The 16641-nt window shown below is 65.1% G+C and carries 17 protein-coding genes and 1 tRNA gene; 9 read left to right on the forward strand and 9 right to left on the reverse strand.

Annotated features, from left to right (window positions below; genetic code table 11):
- Window positions 1-61: 61 nt before the first annotated feature.
- The 5 genes from AC07NT_RS07580 to AC07NT_RS07600 form a co-directional block, all read right to left on the reverse strand.
- Window positions 62-151: transfer RNA gene (locus AC07NT_RS07580), tRNA-Ser, on the reverse strand.
- A 110-nt stretch (window positions 152-261) separates the two neighbouring features.
- Complete coding sequence (locus AC07NT_RS07585) at window positions 262-1437, reverse strand: branched-chain amino acid ABC transporter substrate-binding protein (protein ID WP_498597085.1); 1176 nt, start codon at window positions 1435-1437, stop codon at window positions 262-264.
- Between the two features lie 103 nt (window positions 1438-1540).
- Window positions 1541-1852 carry a hypothetical protein gene (locus AC07NT_RS07590; protein ID WP_498597084.1) on the reverse strand — a complete coding sequence of 104 codons (312 nt, stop codon included), beginning with the start codon at window positions 1850-1852 and terminating at the stop codon, window positions 1541-1543.
- The gene (locus AC07NT_RS07595) at window positions 1852-2289 is read right to left on the reverse strand and encodes a DNA polymerase III subunit chi (protein ID WP_498597083.1); all 438 of its coding nucleotides are present in this window, start codon (window positions 2287-2289) and stop codon (window positions 1852-1854) included. The genes AC07NT_RS07590 and AC07NT_RS07595 overlap by 1 nt, the downstream gene beginning before the upstream one ends.
- A gap of 20 nt (window positions 2290-2309) precedes the next feature.
- Complete coding sequence (locus tag AC07NT_RS07600) at window positions 2310-3782, reverse strand: leucyl aminopeptidase (RefSeq protein ID WP_498597082.1); 1473 nt, start codon at window positions 3780-3782, stop codon at window positions 2310-2312.
- A 22-nt stretch (window positions 3783-3804) separates the two neighbouring features.
- On the opposite strand from AC07NT_RS07600, the gene lptF reads away from it, so the two are divergent.
- From lptF to AC07NT_RS07645, 9 genes are all read left to right on the forward strand, one after another.
- A complete protein-coding gene (gene lptF / locus AC07NT_RS07605) occupies window positions 3805-4923 on the forward strand; it encodes an LPS export ABC transporter permease LptF (RefSeq protein WP_498597081.1) in 1119 nt (372 codons plus the stop codon).
- On the forward strand, window positions 4920-6032 hold the full coding sequence (gene lptG, locus AC07NT_RS07610; RefSeq protein WP_498597080.1) for an LPS export ABC transporter permease LptG: 1113 nt from the start codon (window positions 4920-4922) through the stop codon (window positions 6030-6032). Before lptF ends, lptG begins: the two co-directional genes overlap by 4 nt.
- Entirely contained in the window at window positions 6032-6418 is a 387-nt protein-coding gene (locus AC07NT_RS07615) for a sirohydrochlorin chelatase (RefSeq protein ID WP_498597079.1), read from the forward strand. The genes lptG and AC07NT_RS07615 overlap by 1 nt, the downstream gene beginning before the upstream one ends.
- Before the next feature lie 48 nt (window positions 6419-6466).
- Entirely contained in the window at window positions 6467-7168 is a 702-nt protein-coding gene (locus tag AC07NT_RS07620; protein ID WP_498597078.1) for a phosphatase PAP2 family protein, read from the forward strand.
- 4 nt (window positions 7169-7172) lie between these two features.
- Entirely contained in the window at window positions 7173-8033 is an 861-nt protein-coding gene (locus tag AC07NT_RS07625) for a decaprenyl-phosphate phosphoribosyltransferase (protein WP_498597077.1), read from the forward strand.
- Window positions 8030-8938, forward strand: a complete 909-nt coding sequence (locus tag AC07NT_RS07630) for a lysylphosphatidylglycerol synthase transmembrane domain-containing protein (protein ID WP_498597076.1) — start codon at window positions 8030-8032, stop codon at window positions 8936-8938. Before AC07NT_RS07625 ends, AC07NT_RS07630 begins: the two co-directional genes overlap by 4 nt.
- Window positions 8938-10473 carry an ArnT family glycosyltransferase gene (locus AC07NT_RS07635; RefSeq protein WP_498597075.1) on the forward strand — a complete coding sequence of 512 codons (1536 nt, stop codon included), beginning with the start codon at window positions 8938-8940 and terminating at the stop codon, window positions 10471-10473. The genes AC07NT_RS07630 and AC07NT_RS07635 overlap by 1 nt, the downstream gene beginning before the upstream one ends.
- On the forward strand, window positions 10458-11099 hold the full coding sequence (locus AC07NT_RS07640; RefSeq protein WP_498597074.1) for an HAD family hydrolase: 642 nt from the start codon (window positions 10458-10460) through the stop codon (window positions 11097-11099). Before AC07NT_RS07635 ends, AC07NT_RS07640 begins: the two co-directional genes overlap by 16 nt.
- 140 nt (window positions 11100-11239) lie before the next feature.
- Window positions 11240-12346, forward strand: coding sequence for an ABC transporter substrate-binding protein (locus AC07NT_RS07645; RefSeq protein ID WP_498597073.1), 1107 nt, complete (start codon window positions 11240-11242; stop codon window positions 12344-12346).
- Here AC07NT_RS07645 and AC07NT_RS07650 read toward each other — a convergent pair.
- From AC07NT_RS07650 to AC07NT_RS07665, 4 genes are all read right to left on the reverse strand, one after another.
- Complete coding sequence (locus tag AC07NT_RS07650; protein ID WP_498597072.1) at window positions 12256-12762, reverse strand: GFA family protein; 507 nt, start codon at window positions 12760-12762, stop codon at window positions 12256-12258. The genes AC07NT_RS07645 and AC07NT_RS07650 overlap by 91 nt on opposite strands.
- Window positions 12763-12862: 100 nt before the next feature.
- Complete coding sequence (gene phbB / locus AC07NT_RS07655; protein ID WP_498597071.1) at window positions 12863-13600, reverse strand: acetoacetyl-CoA reductase; 738 nt, start codon at window positions 13598-13600, stop codon at window positions 12863-12865.
- Between the two features lie 89 nt (window positions 13601-13689).
- Window positions 13690-14868, reverse strand: coding sequence for an acetyl-CoA C-acetyltransferase (locus AC07NT_RS07660; RefSeq protein ID WP_498597070.1), 1179 nt, complete (start codon window positions 14866-14868; stop codon window positions 13690-13692).
- Window positions 14869-14888: 20 nt separating this feature from the next.
- Window positions 14889-16607 (reverse strand): PHA/PHB synthase family protein, encoded by a 1719-nt coding sequence (locus AC07NT_RS07665; RefSeq protein WP_498597069.1) that lies wholly within the window; start codon window positions 16605-16607, stop codon window positions 14889-14891.
- Window positions 16608-16641 lie beyond the last annotated feature (34 nt).

Genomic DNA, 16641 nt, shown 5'->3' on the forward strand with positions numbered 1-16641 from the left:
CGAATTTCTCGCGCAGAAGGCCCCAAAAGCAAAACCCCGCCGAAGCGGGGTTTTCTTTTTCTGGCGGAGGAGGCGGGATTCGAACCCGCGGTGGGTTTTACCCCACGCACGCTTTCCAGGCGTGTGACTTAAACCGCTCATCCACCCCTCCGGAGCCGACTATTGTAACCGAGCTTAGGCTCGACATCGGCCCGACCAGGACGGAAAGAGGCAAAGAAAAAGCGCCCGCAGGCGCTTTTTCAGGGGCACACGCAGCAGTGATCAGCGGACCACGGCCAGTTGCTCGCGCTTGTCGCCCCGGTAGGTGAACAGGGTCAGCGCGCCGTTCTTGATGTCGCCCTTCTCATCGAAGGTGATGGGACCGGTCACGCCCTTGTAGTCGGTGGTGGCTGCCAGCACGGGCAGGTACTTGGCCGGATCGGAAGAGTTGGCCTTGACCATCGCGGCGACCAGCACCTTGGTGGCGTCGTAGACATAGGGCGAGTAGAGCTGCACGTCGACGTTGAACTTGGTCTTGAAGTCGGCGCGGAACTTGTCCATGCCGGCCTTGGCCTCACCCTCGACACCGCCGGCTTCGGCGCAGAACACCTGCTCGTTGCCGATGGCGTCGCCCGCCAGCTTGCTGAGCTCGGCGGTGCAGATACCGTCGCCGCCCATGAACTTGGCGGTGATGCCCAGGGACTTCATCTGCTTGAGCATGGGGCCGCCCACGGCATCCATGCCGCCGAAGAAGACCACATCAGGCTTCTTGCCCTTGATGCTGGTCAGGATGGCATTGAAGTCGGTGGCCTTGTCGGTCGTGAACTCCTTGGCCACGATCTTGGCGCCCGCGGCCTCGGCGGCCTTGGTGAACTCCTCGGCCACGCCCTGGCCGTAGGCTGTGCGGTCGTCGATCACGGCGACGTTCTTGGCCTTGAGGGTGCCCACGGCGTACTTGCCCAGGGTGCTGCCCAGGTGCACGTCGTCAGCCACCACACGGAAGGTCGTCTTGTAGCCCTGGCGGGTGTACTTGGGGTTGGTGGCGGAGGGAGAAATCTGCGGGATGCCCGCGTCGCTGTAGATCTTGGAAGCCGGGATGGTCGTACCCGAGTTCAGGTGACCGATCACGCCGACCACCTTGGCATCGGCCAGCTTCTGGGCCACGGCCGTGCCCTGCTTGGGATCGGCGCCATCGTCCTCGGCCATCAGTTCAAGCTTGACCTGTTTGCCATCGATGGTGACACCGGCGGCGTTGAGTTCGTCGATCGCCATGCGGGCGCCGTACTCGTTGTCCTTGCCCAGGTGGGCAATGGCGCCGCTGACCGGGCCCACGTGGCCGATCTTCACCACAGGCAGTGCAGGGGCGCCGGAAGCCGCCTCATCCTTCTTGCCGCAGGCGGCCAGCAGGGCCGCAGCGGCAACCACGAGCAGTACACGATTCACTTGATTCACAGGCATGGCGATCTCCAATATAGAAACGGGCTGGTGAAAAAAACTGACGAACGCAAGACTAACTCAAATTTCGCCGGCTGGACACTTGTCCGAAACAAGTGCTGACAACTCAGCCCGCACGGCTCGCAGGCGCCTGGGTCTCGGCGATCAGGGCCTGGCCCACGGCCTTGCGCACGGCGTTGTCCACACGCTGGCGTATGCGCGGGGCCAGATCCTTCATCTGCTCCTGCAGTGCATCGGCCACCACTTTCTGCACCTGGGCATCCAGGGTCAGCTCCAGGCGCTGCAGCACGCGCTGGATCAGGACCTCCTCCAGAAGGTCGCCGGAAGCACCCGATGCGACGACAACTGGCGCGGGCACGTCCACCACCTCGGTCAGCGTGGGCAGGGTGCGCAACAGTTTCTTGGAAAGCGCGGGCATCAGCTGGCCCCCTTGAGATTCAAGTCATGGCGAACGATGGTGTAACCCAGCTCGGTGTACTGCTTCCAGCGCCCACGCGCCTGCTGCCGGTCTTCGTCGTCCAGGCTGACGACTTCAATCAGGCGTTCGTAGGCCTCGAACCCCGTCGGCAGCTGCGTCCCCAGATTCAGCAAGACCTGGCGATGCGGCAGATCCTGCGCCGGTGTTTCGGTCAGCACCACGGGAGAGACGGCCAGCTGGTCGGGCGGGGCTGGCTGACGCACATGGGCGACAAAGTCGGTCTGGGAAAAAGTCCACAGCAGGGTGTCGAGCCGGGCCAGGGCCTCAGCCGGGGCCGTGACCACCACGCGGGAACCGGCGGCCACCGCCTTGCGCAGGAGTCGGCAGGCATAGGCCAGCTTGTCCGGCGCGTTGAAATGAAAGGCCACCTCGGTCATGCAGTTGCGCTCAATCTGACTCAGGCCTTGCGACGGCTGGTCGGCTTCGCTGCCGGCTGCGCCAGCAGGAACTCCAGCAACAGGCCGACAGGCCGGCCGGTAGAGCCCTTGGCCGCCCCGCTCTTCCAGGCCGTGCCGGCGATGTCCAGGTGTGCCCAGGGGAACTTGGCCGTGAAGCGCTGCAGGAATTTGGCCGCCGTGATGGCGCCGCCCGCGCGGCCGGCCACGTTCGCCACATCGGCGAAATTGCTCTTGAGCCCGTCGGCATAGTCGTCGTCCAGCGGCATGCGCCAGGCCAGATCCTGCGCGGTCTCGCCTGCGGTCAGCAGGCGCTGGGCCAGCGCGTCATCGGCACTGAACAGGCCGCTGCGCACGGACCCCAAGGCGATCACGCAAGCACCGGTCAGCGTGGCAATGTCCACCACGGCCTGGGGCTGGAAGCGCTCGGCGTAACTCAGCGCGTCGCACAGGATCAGGCGACCTTCGGCGTCGGTGTTCAGGATCTCGATGGTCTGTCCGCTCATGCTGGTCACCACGTCGCCCGGCTTGACAGCGCGGCCGTCAGGCATGTTCTCGCAACTCGGGATGAGTCCGACCACGTTGACGGCCGGCTTGAGCTCGCCCAGGGCGCGGAACACGCCCAGCACGCTGGCCGCACCACCCATGTCGAACTTCATCTCATCCATCTCGCCGGCAGGCTTGATGGAAATACCGCCGGTGTCGAAGGTGATGCCCTTGCCTACCAGCACGGTGGGTGCCTGGCTGGCCGGCGCACCCCTGTACTGCAGCACAATGAAACGCAGCGGCTGCTCCGAGCCCTGGGCCACGGCCATGAAAGAGCCCATCTTGAGCTTGGCCACTTCGCGCGGGCCCAGCACCTGGCAGCTGATCTTCGGGAACTTGGCCAACGCGCGCGCGGCCTGGGCCAGGTCGGTCGGCGTGGCGTGGTTGGCCGGGCGGTTGGCCCATTCCTTGGCCAGCTCGATGCCGGCCACAGCGGCCGTGGCCTGGGCGAACTCCGCCTTGGCTTCGGCGGCCTTGGGGACACCTACCGTGACGCGAACCAGGCTGCGGCCCTCGCCCTTGGATTTGGTGGTGGTGTAGACGTAGCTGTTATCGGCCACGGCCGCAACGGCGGCGCGCACCGCACCACGCTGGGGTGCGGCGGAAAAACAGAGCAGGAGCTTCTTGACAGCCGGCGTGCCACTGCGCAAGGTTCCCAGGGCAGCGTTCACCGCAAGCCGGATCTGGCGCGGCGATCCGTCGCCGGCCCCCACCAGCAGCACGCGAGGCGCCTTGGCCTGGGCCGGACGGTACAGGGCCAGCAGTTTGCCGGGCTTGCTGTCCAGGTCCCCGGCCTTGAGGGCCTGACCCACGAGGGCCGCCAGGGGGTCCCGGCCCGGCTTGTAACCGGCCGGGACCAGGAGGATGAGGGCATCGCCAGCCTGTGCGGATGCACCGGTGAGGTCCAGGGACTTGAGTTCGAAGTTCATAATAGGGTTTTCCTGACGAGCAATGTTATTCGATTCCTCCATCCGCAAGGAGCTGGCGCGCAGTTTTGGCGCCACGCTGATCATCCTGGTCACGGTGGTCATGACCATGACCTTGATCCGCACCCTGGGCATGGCCTCGCGTGGCAGTTTCAATCCTTCGGATGTGATGCTCGTGATGGGCTACACGCTGCTGACCTTTCTGCCCAACATCATGACCATGGGCCTGTTCGTCGCCATCGTCATGACACTCTCACGCCTGTACACCGACAGCGAGATGGTGATCTGGTTCTCCAGCGGCATGGGCCTGTTCAGCCTGCTGCGCCCCTTGCTGCGCTTTGCCTGGCCCATCCTGCTGGCCATCGCTTCACTGGCTGTGTTCGTGTTGCCCTGGTCCAACCAGCAGGTCGAGACCATGCGTGCCCAGTACGAAAGCCGCGGCGACCTGGAGCGCGTGCAGCCCGGCCAGTTCCAGGAGGCAGGCGGTGGCAGCCGTGTCTTCTTTGTTGAAAAGAGCCTGCTCAATGAGTTCAGCGCCAAGAACGTCTTCGTCGCCACCACCGAGAACGGCAAGGAAACCGTCACCTCCGCGCGCAGCGGCCACACCGAACTCATAGGCAATGACCGCTTCCTGGTGCTCGAGAACGGCCAGCGCCTGGAAAACTCCCTGGGCAAGACCGACACCAAGATCGGCGAATTCGAGCGCTACAAGATCCGTGTGGCGCAGGACCCGCTGGGCGGCAAGATCGACGTGCCGCTGGGCAATATCTCCACGCTGGAGCTGATCCGCAACCCGAATTCCCTGCCCTACCTGGGCGAGATCTCCATGCGCCTGGGCTTCGTGCTGGCCGCGCTCAACCTGGCCGTGCTGGCGCTGGCGGCCACGCGCGTGAACCCCCGCGTGGGTCGCTCAGGCAACCTGATGTTCTCGCTGCTGCTGTTCCAGGTCTACCTGAACCTGCTGACCCTGGGCCAGACCTGGATCGCAAGCGGCAAAATCGGCTTTCTTGCCTACAACGTGTGCCTGCACGGTGGCATGCTGGCCGTCGGCCTGCTGTGGCTGGCCAAGCGCCAGTACAACTGGGGCTGGCGCCTGCGCCTGCCGCTCAGGGGCGTGGCGCCGCAGCAGGGGGTGGCCCCATGAGAACCATACGCCGCCTGATCCACGCCGAGATGTTCCTGGCCGTGGTCTTCGTCACGCTGGGCTTCCTGGCCCTGTTCGCCTTCTTCGACTTCGTCGACCAGCTGCCCGCCATTGGCCGCCCAGGCCTGGGCGCCGCTTACCAGGTGCCCCAGGCCACCAGCTACGTGGCCCTGATGGTCCCCAATCACCTTTATGAGCTGCTGCCCATCACGGTACTGATCGGCACCATCTACGTCATGACCCGCCTGGCGCAGAGCTCGGAATTCACCATCCTGCGCACCAGCGGCCTGGGGCCCTGGCGCGCGCTGCGCATGCTGCTGACGGCCGGCTTCACCTTCGCCCTGCTGACCTTCGTGGTCGGTGACTACCTTGCCCCCTGGGCCGACCGTACGGCCCAGTTGCTCAAGGCGCGCTACGAAGGCAAGCTCAGCGTGGGCCAGACCGGCGCCTGGCTGCGCGAGCGCGAGCCCTATGCCCAGTTCGCCGTCAACGTGGGCTCGCTGAACTCCGAAGGCAATATGCGCGATGTCCGCATCTTCGAATTCGACAACCAGAACGCCCTGGTCTCCATGACGCATGCGCCGCTGGCGCGCTTCACGACCAACGACGATGCCTGGCAGCTTGAAAATGCCGAGCGCACCGAATTCAACGCCCCCGGCCTGGCCCTCAGCCGAGTGGAGCGCACGCATGTACCGGTGTTCCGTTGGCCCACCGGCATCTCCAGCGAGATGGTGTCGGCCGCCGTGCTGCGACCCGAGCGCATGAGCACCATCGACCTGTTCCAGTACATCCGCCACCTCAAGGAAAACGCCCAGACCGCCGAACGCTACGAGATCGAGTTCTGGAAGAAGGTGTTCTACCCGCTCTCCTGCCTGGTGATGGTGGTGCTGGCCCTGCCCTTTGCCTACCTGCATTTCCGCAACGAGGGCATTTCCATCTATGTCTTTGGCGGCGTGATGGCCGGCATCAGCTTCTTCTTCCTCAACAACGTGTTCGGCTACATCGGCGAATTGCAGCACTGGATCCCCTGGCTCACCGCCGCCGCGCCCGGTTTCATCTACATGCTGATCTCGCTCACCGCCTTCGGCTGGCTGGTGCTCAGAAGGTGATGTCCATGCAAGACCCGGCGCCGCAACGCGGCCTTATCCTCTTTGCGCACGGCTCGCGCGACCCGCAGTGGCGCGCCCCCATGGAGGCCGTGGCTGCACGTGCCGCCGCGCTCGAGCCCGGGGCCACTGTGCGCTGCGCTTACCTGGAACTCATGGCGCCCGACCTTCCGGCCTGCGCCAGCGAGTTGGTGGCGCAGGGCGCCACGGCCATCACCATCCTGCCCATGTTCCTCGGTGTGGGCCGCCATGCGCGCGAAGACCTGCCGCTGCTGGTCGCCGAACTCCGGCGCCAGCACCCGCAGGTCGGCTTCGAGCTGCGCCCCGCCATCGGCGAAGATGCGCGCGTGGTCGACATGCTGGCGCGCATTGCGCTGGACGCAGGCTGAGACGCGTCGCCGACGCTACGTACAATCGCGCGGACCTTCTCACCGCCCATGAACCGCCCCACCCTCCGCAACCGTACCGTCTTCCTGCTCGTACTGGGCGTTTCGCTCGTCGCTGCATCGTTACCCGTGTTCTGGCCGCAGCTCGACATCGCCGCTGCCGCCTATTTCCTGCAACCCGATCCGCCGATTGCCGCCGCCCAATGGAAATGGGTCGAACTGGTCAACGAATACCTGCCCAATCTCTTTCGGGGTGCCGGTTTGCTGAGCCTGGCGGCCTGGCTCATCGTGAGCCTGCTGCCCCCTCTGCGCCGCCAGCGCCGGCTCGGCCTCGCACTGGCCTTCGTGGGCTTCTCGCTCCTGCTCGGTGCCGGTTTCGCCCCCTGGGCCCTCAAGGAGCACACCTTGCGCGCGCGCCCCTTCGACGTGGTCCAGTTCGGCGGTGACCGCCACTTCAGCCCCGCTCTGGTGCAGGCCCAGCAGTGCAAGGACAACTGCGCCTTCCCCAGCGGCCACGTGGCCTGCGGCTTCTTCTTCGTCTCGCTCATGCTGCTTGATCGGCGCCGGCGCTGGTTCTGGATCGGTTTCGGTCTGCTGGCCGGCGCACTGGTGTCGCTCGCGCGCATGTCGGTTGGAGCGCACTGGCTCAGCGATGCCCTCTGGACCCTGCCTATCACCCTGGCCTTCAGCGGGCTGGTCTGGCTGGTCCTGGGCTATTTCTACAAACACGGGCAGGCGCCCGGGCGGAGCTGAAGCCATGTCCAAGCCGAGCAGTCTGATCCGCCTGATGCGGCCTCATCAGTGGCTCAAAAATGTCTTCGTCTTCGCCGGACTGATGTTCAGCCAGGCCTGGCACAACGGTCCGCTGATCGAGCGTGTGCTGTACGCCTTCCTGGCCTTCTGCTGCTTCTCCAGCCTGGTCTACATCCTCAACGACTGGCGCGACCGCGCGGCCGATGCCCAACACCCCACCAAGCGCCAACGTCCCCTGGCCAGCGGCGCGGTCAGCCCGCGCGAGGCGCTGCTCCTCGCCGCCGTACTGCTGCTTGTGGGTCTTGTCCTGGCCTGGGGCAGCCGTGCGCTGCTGCTCATCCTCGCCCTGTACGTCACGCTCAACCTGGCCTACAGCTGGCGCCTCAAGCACGTGCCGGTGGTGGATGTGTCCATCATCGCCAGCGGCTTCATGCTGCGCCTGCTGGCCGGTACCGTGGCCGTGGGTATCCCACCCTCGCGCTGGCTGTTGCTCACGGGCCTGTTCATCGCGCTCTTCCTGGGCTTCTCCAAACGCAAGGCCGAGACCTTCCACCAGCCCGAGCAGCAGCGCGCCGTGCTGGAACACTACCCCCCAGCCCTGCTCGACACCTACATGGCCGTCACCATGACGGCCACCGTCATCACCTACGGCCTCTACGCCACCAGCGTCGAAACCATGCAACAGCACGGCGAACGCCTCGTCTATACGGTGCCGGTGGTGGTCTTCGGCCTGCTGCGCTATGCCTACCAGGTGCACCGGGGCCGTGGTGAGGATGTCTCGCGCGACCTGCTGCGCGATCCCTGGATCCTCGCCGCCGGCATCGCCTGGCTGTGCCTCTTCTTCGCCACACGGTTCTGGCGTTGAAGCTGCCGCTCAAGACCCTGCTGGTCGTCATCGGTGGCGCGGCCACCGTCTACGCGCTGGTGCTGCTGCTCAGCGGCAACGGCACCAGCGATGCCAGGCTCTCCATGCTGTGGTCACCCGCAGGCGCGTGGGCTGCCGCCCTGTGCCTGCTCAACTACCTCCTGCGCGGTCAGCGCTGGCGCCTGTGGATGGCGCACTACGGCCGCCCGCTGCCGCCGGGCCAGGGCCTGCGCCTGTACCTGGCCGGCTACACCTTCACGCCCACACCCGGCAACGTCGGCGAGGCCGCGCGCGGTCTGCTGCTGCGCCAACCCCTGGGCGCTGCCGACAGCCTGGCCATTTTTGGCGCCGAGCGCCTGGCCGACCTGCTGGCCCTGCTGCTGCTCACACTGCCCGGCCTGTGGTGGCTGGCGCAACTGCCGGAGGAGGCTGCATGGCAGTTGCAGCTCGTCCTCGGTGTCACAACGGCAGGGCTGTTCCTGCTGGGCCTGCTCTTCAAGCTCAGGCAGACCCTGTTCACCCGCCTGCCCTGGCTGCATGCCGCCTGGCGCTGTCTTGCCACGCGCCCCTGGGGCTGGCTGGGCCTCACGCTGGTGGCCTGGGCCGCACAGGGCCTGGCCACCTGGCTGGTCTGCCGCGAACTCGGCCTCATCATCGATCCTCTGCTGGCCACGGGCTTTTATGCCCTGGCCATGGTGGGTGGCGCGCTGTCCCTGCTCCCTGCGGGGCTGGGCGGCACCGAGGCGCTGCTGACCGGTCTGCTGGTCCTGCAGGGCTCGGCCCTGGCCACGGCCCTGGCCGTCACCGTGCTGGTGCGCCTGCTGACGCTCTGGCTGGCCGTGGCCATCGGTGCCCTGGCCCTGCTTTATAGTGCGGCCGTCTCCCGCGATATTTCCCTGCGCTGATGTCCACCTCCTCCACCGACTCCACCTTCAATCTGCCGCGCTGGCTGCTCGTCACCGCCCTGGCCGCGCTGGCCGTGCGCCTGTGGATCGCCCATGCCCTGCCCATCACAGGTGACGAGGCCTTCTTCTATTGGTGGGGGGTCTATCCCGACTGGGGCTACTACGACCACCCACCCATGGTGGGCTGGCTGATCTGGCTCATGCGCACACTCTTTGGCGAAGCCACCTGGGCCATCCGCCTGCCCGTGGTCCTGCTGCCCCTGGCCCTGGGCGCCATGCTCTGGTGGGCCTTCAAGCCGCTGAACCGCGAGCGCGCGGCCTGGGCGGTACTGCTGTTCTGGCTGGCCCCGATCAACTGGATCAACGCCCTGATCACCACCGACACGCCGCTGATCTTCTGGTCGGTGCTCTCGGTAGCCATGCTGCTGCGTGCCGAACGCCGCGCACAGATGGACAGCCGCGCCTGGGGCTTGTACGCGCTATCTGGCCTGTTCATCGGCTGCGCCTTCCTCTCGAAATATTTCTCGGTGGTGCTGGGCCTGGCCTACCTGGTCTATTTCGCTGCCTTCCGTCGCGAGCGCTGGCCCGGCCTGCTGCTGCTGGTGCTGTGTGCCCTGCCCGGGCCCGCCATCAATCTCCTGTGGAACATGAGCCACGGCTGGTCCAACATCATGTTCAATGCCATCAACCGCAACGAGGACGCGGCCTTCGAGCTGCGCAAGCCCCTGCTATACCTGGGCATGCTGGCCTACCTGCTCACGCCGGCCCTGCTCTGGCTGGGCTTCCGGCACCGTGCCGTGCTGGTCGCAACGTCCCGCCAGCTGCGCCTCGTCAGCGTGCTCGTCGTGGTGCCGCTGCTGTTCTTCGCTCTGCTGTCTCTCAAGAAAGTGGTGGGCCTGCACTGGGTGCTGGCCTTCTACCCCTTCGTCTTCGTGCTGCTCGCCTTCGCTCTGCCGCAGGCCACGCTGCGCCACTGCGCCATGGGCTTGGCTGCCTTCACGGCCCTGCACCTGCTACCGCTGGGCGGTATCGCACTGACCCATGTGGAGCAATGGGAAGGCAAACCGCGCTACTTCGCCATCGTGCGCGCCCTCAAGACATCCGAGCTGCTGGCCCAAGTGCGCACGCCGGATTCCGTGCTCATGGCCGACGGCTATTCGCCCGCCGCTGTCTACGGCTACGTGATCGGCCAGTACGTGCCGGTCTTCGGCCCCGGCAAGTTCCATGCGCGCCAGGATGATCTGCTGGTGGACTATTCCATCTACCAGGGCAAGACCATCCGCGTGCTGCTGTCGGACCCACCGGTGATGAGCGACTTCACCCCCTATTTCGACAGCGTGCAGGCCTACACGGCGGTGCAGAGCGGCATCACCTTCCACTACGTCGAAGGCCGCAACTTCAACTACGAGGCCTATCGTCGGGGTGTGCTCGGCGAGGTCTTCCGCCACTACTACAACATCCCGGACTGGCTGCCCATGACGGGCTGCCCCTACTGCGTGCGCTATTGCGGCCAGGTCTCATGTCCGAAACCGTGAACGAAACGCAGCCGCCAGTGGTTGCAGCCTTTGACTTCGACGGCACGCTTACCCGGGGCGACACCCTGCTGCCCTTCCTGCGCCGCCTGCTGGGCTGGCCGCGGCTGCTGTGGGTGCTGCTCGGATGCAGCCCCTGGCTGATCGCCTACGCCCTGCGTCTGACCAGCAACCACCGCGCCAAGGCCCGGCTGCTGCAGGCCAGCCTCGCCGGCCGCACGCAGGCCGCTGTGGAACATGCCGCCCGCGCCTTTGTGCAGCATGAATTGCCGCAGCAGTGGCGCCCCTGGGCCCTGCGGCAACTGGTGCAGCACCAGCAGCAGGGTCATCGCTGCGTCATCGTCAGTGCCTCCACGAGTCTTTACATGCATCTCGTCGGCGCCAGCCTGGGAGTGGACGCCGTGCTGTGCACGGAGATGGAAGTGGTCGACGGGTGTTACACCGGCCGCATGGCCACGGCCAATTGCCATGGCGAAGAAAAGGTGCGCCGCCTGCAGGCCTGGCTGGCCCAGACCTTAGACCCCGAGGCCACGCCTAACCTGCAGGCCTATGGGGACACCCCGGGCGACAAGCCCATGTTGCGTCTCGCACAGCAGGCCTGGTACCGCGAAAAACGTTGGCCGAGCTGAACCCATAAGCACAGTACAGTCATCTCATAAGAGAAGACGCGACTGCCCCCCCTAGAATGTGTCAGTATCGTGAATCGCCCCTGAGAGGCGACCTCGATACAGCCTGAGTGTTACTGAGTGTTAGCAACGAAGGAGACAAAATGACGAAAGTACTCGTTTGGGTCTTGTGCACCTTTGCCTGTGCGCAAGCTGCCTGGAGCCAGGACATCGTGATCGGTCAGTCTGTGCCGCTGAGCGGTTCCAACGCCGACATCGGGCGCGACATGCGCGACGGCGCCCTCGCCATCTTCGCCAAGACTAATGCCAGCAACCTGCTGGGCCGCAAGGTTCAGCTCGTGACGCTGGACAATGCCAACAATCGCCAGCGCGCCGCTGAAAACACCCAGCAGCTCCTGAGCCAGGGCGCCATGGCGCTCTTCGGCTACAACTCGGCCACCAACAGCGTGGATGCCTTGCCCCTGGTGGCGCAGAACAACATGCTGTTCTTCGCCCCCTTCAGCGGCTCGCTGAGCCTGCGCAGCCACCCCAACGTCTATACGATCCGCGCCTCCTACAAGGACGAAACGCTCAAGATCATGGAGTCCAAGCGTGGGGTCGGGGCGGCCAAGGCGGTCGTCCTGTATTACGACGACGAGGTCGGCCGCAGCAACTACGAGGCCGTGGCCAGCGTCTTTGTCGAGGCTGGTACCGAAAAGCCGCGCGGTGTGGCCGTCAAGCGCGGCGCGGCACTCGACGCCTCCGTCGTGGACGCCCTCACCAAGGACAGCCCGCACTACGTGCTCGCCACCACACAGTTCAACGCAGTGGGCGACTACCTGAAGATCGCTGGCGAAAAGGGCTCACCGGTACCCGTGGCCGCACTGTCCTTCGTCAACCCGGACGAGCTGATCGAATCGGTGGGCAACCTGGCGCGTGGCACCGTCGTCTCGCAGATCATCCCCTCGCCACGTGTTTCCAACCAGGTCTCCATTCCCCTGGTCAAGGAGTGCGCTGATGCGCTCAAGGCGCTCAATGGCGCCAAGCTCAACTACACATCACTGGAGTCCTGCATCGCCGCCAAGGTGCTGGTGATGGCCTTGAAAAAGGCTGGCCCCCAGCCCACCCGGGAAAGCGTGCTGCAGGCCATGGGCACGCTGGGCCGGCTGGACCTGCATGGCTACACGCTGAGCTTCGGTCCCAACCAGCGCCATGGCAGCACCTGGGTGGACCTGACCATCCTCTCGCGCGGCAACCGCTTCGTGCAATAGGTGCGAGGCGTACGCGACAAATGCGCAAAAAAGACCGGTGCACTCTGCCACCGGTCGCTCAGGCCATCCACATAGGTGATGGTCAGGCCTGAGAGCTCCTCGTCGCCGACCTCGTCCAGACAACCCAGGTTGACGCCGTACATCTTGCCGATCGGCGTTTCGGTCCCAATGCCGAAGGCGCGCACACCGCAATGCCTGCAGAAATAATGCTGGTTCTTGCGTGTGTTGAAGAGGTACTGCGTGAGTTCGGTTTCACCGGCCAGCAGGCGGAAACCGCCTTCGCGCGCCACCGCCGGCCAGAAACGCGTGCGCCGGCAGATCGAGCAATTGCAGCGGTAGGTGCTCTGCGTGAGATCGAGCTCGGCCTCGAACTGGACGGCGCCGCAATGGCAGCTGCCACGGTAGGTTTTGAGCATAGGTGGCTCCGGCAAGGAGGAATGTCGCTTTGGGCTGGGCCCGGGCGCTTGAAGCAGACAACCCCGCCGCAGCGGGGTTGGTCGTGGCGCGGAAACACCCTCAGCCCATGTGCAGGCCGCCGTTGACCGAAAAGTCCGCCCCCGTGGAATAGCCGCTCTCCTCCGAAGCGATCCAGGCAATGATCGACGCAATCTCACTGGGCTCGCCCAGGCGCTTGACGGGGATGGTGCCCACGATCTTGTCCAGCACGTCCTGGCGTATGGCCTTGACCATGTCGGTGCCGATGTAACCCGGGCTCACGGTGTTGACCGTCACGCCCTTGTTGGCCATTTCCTGGGCCAGCGCCATGGTGAAGCCATGCATGCCGGCCTTGGCCGCCGAATAATTGGTCTGGCCGGCCTGGCCCTTCTCGCCATTGACCGAGCTGATGTTGATGATGCGGCCCCAGCCGCGTTCCACCATATCGCCCACCACCTGCTTGGTCACATTGAACATGGAGTTGAGGTTGGTCTCGATGACAGCGTCCCAGTCCTCGCGCGTCATCTTCAGGAACATGCGGTCGCGCGTGATGCCGGCGTTGTTCACCAGCACATCGATGGGGCCGTGCTCGGCCTTGGCCTTGCCGAAGGCCTCGACGGTGGATTCCCACTGGCCGACATTGCCGACCGAGGCGTAGAAGGTGTAGCCCAGGGCCTTCTGTTCCGCGATCCATTTGTTGAAGTCACGGGTGGGGCCACAGCCCGCGATGACCGTGAAGCCTTCCTTGTGCAGGCGCTGGCAGATGGCGGTGCCGATGCCACCCATGCCACCGGTGACGTAGGCTACTTTCTTGCTCATGATGTCCTCCTCATCAAACTTGTGATCTCAATCTACGCCCCGCCACCCGCAGCGGCTAGCTAGGCAAAACCCGCGTGTTGTGCAATCGCTCAGCGCTCGATGGTGAGCGCCACGCCCATGCCGCCACCGATGCACAAGCTGGCAATGCCCTTCTTCGCATTGCGGCGCTGCATTTCGTGCAACAGCGTGACCAGGATGCGGCAACCCGATGCACCAATCGGGTGACCGATGGCGATGGCGCCGCCATTGACGTTGACCTTGCTGGTGTCCCAGCCCATTTCCTTGTTCACCGCGCAGGCCTGGGCGGCGAAGGCTTCGTTGATTTCCAGCAGGTCCAGGTCGGCCGCCTTCCAGCCGGCACGCTGCAGCGCCTTGGTGGAGGCCGGCACCGGGCCCATGCCCATGGTGGCAGGGTCCAGGCCGCTGGTGGCGTAACTCGCGATACGGCCCAGGGGCTTCAACCCCAGCGCAGCGGCCCTCCTCGCCGTCATGACCATCACGGCAGCGGCACCGTCGTTGAGTCCGGAGGCATTGCCCGCCGTCACGCCACCGGCCTTGTCGAAGGCGGGACGCAGGCCGGCCAGGGCCTCGGCATTGGTCTTGCGGTTGATGAATTCGTCGGCATCGAAGGCCAGCGGGTCACCCTTCTTCTGCGCGATCAGCACCGGCACGATCTCGTCCTTGAATCGGCCCGCATCCTGCGCTGCGGCGGCCTTCTGCTGGCTGGCCAGGGCCAGCGCGTCCTGCATCTCTCGCGTGATGCCGTACTGCTTGGCCACGTTCTCGGCGGTGATGCCCATGTGGTACTGGTTGTAGACGTCCCAGAGGCCGTCGACGATCATGGTGTCGATCAGCTTCCAGTCGCCCATGCGCTGGCCGTCACGGGAATTGGGCAGCACGTGCGGCGCGGCGCTCATGTTCTCCTGCCCGCCGGCGATGACGATCTCGCTGTCACCCGTGGCCACAGCCTGGGCGGCCAGCATCACGGCCTTGAGGCCGGAGCCGCAGACGGCATTGATGGTGAGCGCGGGGATTTCCTTGGGCAGGCCGCTTTTCATGAGGGCCTGGCGCGCCGGGTTCTGGCCAGCACCGGCCGCCAGTACCTGGCCCATGATGACCTCGCCGATCAGGCCGGCGTCTACCTTGCTGCGTGCCAGCAGGGCCTTGATGACAATGGATCCGAGTTCGGTGGCGGGTGTTTTGGCCAGGCCGCCCCCGAACTTGCCGACCGCAGTGCGTGCTGCGGCAACGATGACGATGTCTTCCATGATGTCTCTCCTCTTTGTACTTAGTGTGCTTTCTGCTTCACATAGCGTCCCGGAGCCGCTTCGATGACCTTGTATTTGCTGCCCTTGCCGTACTTCTTCGGTGCAGCAATTTTCTTGCCAGCCTGTTTGGCCAGCCAGCCCGCCCAGTCGGTCCACCAGCTGCCGGCATGCTCTTCGGCGCCCTCCAACCAGGCATCGAAGGTCTTGGGCAGCTTGCCATCGGCGCGGATCCAGTGGCTGCGCTTCTTTTTCTCGGGCGGGTTGATCACGCCGGCAATGTGGCCCGATGCCCCCATGACAAAGCGCTTCTTGCCCGGCAGAACCTGGGTGCTGGCGTAGGCGCCGGAGATGGGCACGATGTGGTCTTCGCGCGACCCATAGATGTAAACCGGCAGATCCACCTTGCGCAAATCCACCTTCTCGCCACAGACCGTGAGCCGGCCCGGCTTGACCAGGTTGTTCTCGAGGTAGGTGTTGCGCAGGTACCAGGCATAAAAAGGCCCGGGCAGGTTGGTGCTGTCGCTGTTCCAGTACAGCAGATCGAAAGGCGGCGGCATCTCGCCCTTGAGGTAGTTGCCCACCACGTAGTTCCAGACCAGATCATTCGGCCGCAGGAAACTGAAAGTGGAAGACAGGTCGCGCCCGGCCATCAGGCCACCCTGCCCCAGCTGCTGTTCGCGATAGCGCACCATGCCCTCGTCGATGAAGACGTCGAGGATGCCGGTGTCGGAAAAATCGAGGAAGGTGGTGAGCAGGGTCAGGCTGTGCACAGGCTCCTCGCCCCGCGCCGCCAGCACCGCCAGCGCCGTGCCCAGCAGGGTACCCCCCACGCAGAAACCCAGGGCGTTGATCTGCTCGGCCCCGCTGATCTCCTGCGCCACGTGGATGGCCTGGATGACGGCCTCCTCGATGTAGTCATCCCAGGTCTTGTGACCGAGGGACTCGTCGGGGTTGCGCCAACTCACCACGAACGTGCGGTGGCCCTGGGCGGTGGCGTAGCGGATCAGCGAGTTTTCGGGCTGCAGGTCCAGGATGTAGTACTTGTTGATGCAGGGCGGCACCAGCAGCAGGGGGCGCTCATAGACCTGCTCCGTCAACGGCTTGTATTCGATCAGCTGGAAGAGTTCGTTCTCATAGACCACGGCGCCCGCCGTGGTAGCCACATTGCGGCCCACCTCGAACTGACTCTCGTCGGTCATGCTCACATGGCCCTGGCCCAGGTCGTGCAGCATGTTCTGCAGGCCCTTGGCAATGCTCTCGCCCTTGCTGTCTATGGCCTTCTTCTGCGCCTCGGCGTTGAAAGCGAGGTAGTTGCTGGGCGCGCTGGCCGCCACCCATTGCTCGACGGCAAAACGGATGCGCGCGCGGGTCTTGGCGTCGGCCTGCACGGCCTCGGCCATGTTCATCAGAAAACGGGCGTTAAGCAGGTAGGTGGAGGCGCTCATCGCCGCCAGCGGGTTCTCGCTCCAGGCCGGGCTGGCGAAGCGCCGGTCGCCGTTCACCGGGGCGCCAGCCCCCTGCTGCAAAAGCTGGCCCAGGTCCTGCAGGTATTGCTGCTGCAGGACCTGCAACTTGTCGGGGGGAATGCTCATAGGATGTTCGGGCATGGGCAGCGCCGCCTGAGCCTGACCCGCCTGGGCGCCCTGGAAGGACTGGAAGAGCTTCAACCAGCTGTCACCATAGGCCTGCTGGAACTGTTGCGCCGCTTGCGTCCAGAATTCGGGGGTATCCTGTGCCACGCTGTGTCCTCGTGCTGAATGTTCTCTTCCGCCC

This window comes from Hylemonella sp. GW821-FHT10B10, assembly GCF_059415585.1.

What these genes read in the sequence shown, in the direction of transcription:
- AC07NT_RS07640 (WP_498597074.1), top strand. Translation starts at nt 10,458, where the DNA reads ATGTCCGAAACCGTGAACGAAACGCAGCCGCCAGTGGTTGCAGCCTTT.
- AC07NT_RS07620 (WP_498597078.1), top strand. Translation starts at nt 6,467, where the DNA reads ATGAACCGCCCCACCCTCCGCAACCGTACCGTCTTCCTGCTCGTACTG.
- AC07NT_RS07595 (WP_498597083.1), bottom strand. Translation starts at nt 2,289, where the DNA reads ATGACCGAGGTGGCCTTTCATTTCAACGCGCCGGACAAGCTGGCCTAT.
- AC07NT_RS07615 (WP_498597079.1), top strand. Translation starts at nt 6,032, where the DNA reads ATGTCCATGCAAGACCCGGCGCCGCAACGCGGCCTTATCCTCTTTGCG.
- AC07NT_RS07650 (WP_498597072.1), bottom strand. Translation starts at nt 12,762, where the DNA reads ATGCTCAAAACCTACCGTGGCAGCTGCCATTGCGGCGCCGTCCAGTTC.
- AC07NT_RS07600 (WP_498597082.1), bottom strand. Translation starts at nt 3,782, where the DNA reads ATGAACTTCGAACTCAAGTCCCTGGACCTCACCGGTGCATCCGCACAG.
- AC07NT_RS07625 (WP_498597077.1), top strand. Translation starts at nt 7,173, where the DNA reads ATGTCCAAGCCGAGCAGTCTGATCCGCCTGATGCGGCCTCATCAGTGG.
- AC07NT_RS07635 (WP_498597075.1), top strand. Translation starts at nt 8,938, where the DNA reads ATGTCCACCTCCTCCACCGACTCCACCTTCAATCTGCCGCGCTGGCTG.
- AC07NT_RS07590 (WP_498597084.1), bottom strand. Translation starts at nt 1,852, where the DNA reads ATGCCCGCGCTTTCCAAGAAACTGTTGCGCACCCTGCCCACGCTGACC.
- AC07NT_RS07585 (WP_498597085.1), bottom strand. Translation starts at nt 1,437, where the DNA reads ATGCCTGTGAATCAAGTGAATCGTGTACTGCTCGTGGTTGCCGCTGCG.
- lptF (WP_498597081.1), top strand. Translation starts at nt 3,805, where the DNA reads ATGTTATTCGATTCCTCCATCCGCAAGGAGCTGGCGCGCAGTTTTGGC.
- AC07NT_RS07645 (WP_498597073.1), top strand. Translation starts at nt 11,240, where the DNA reads ATGACGAAAGTACTCGTTTGGGTCTTGTGCACCTTTGCCTGTGCGCAA.
- lptG (WP_498597080.1), top strand. Translation starts at nt 4,920, where the DNA reads ATGAGAACCATACGCCGCCTGATCCACGCCGAGATGTTCCTGGCCGTG.
- AC07NT_RS07660 (WP_498597070.1), bottom strand. Translation starts at nt 14,868, where the DNA reads ATGGAAGACATCGTCATCGTTGCCGCAGCACGCACTGCGGTCGGCAAG.
- phbB (WP_498597071.1), bottom strand. Translation starts at nt 13,600, where the DNA reads ATGAGCAAGAAAGTAGCCTACGTCACCGGTGGCATGGGTGGCATCGGC.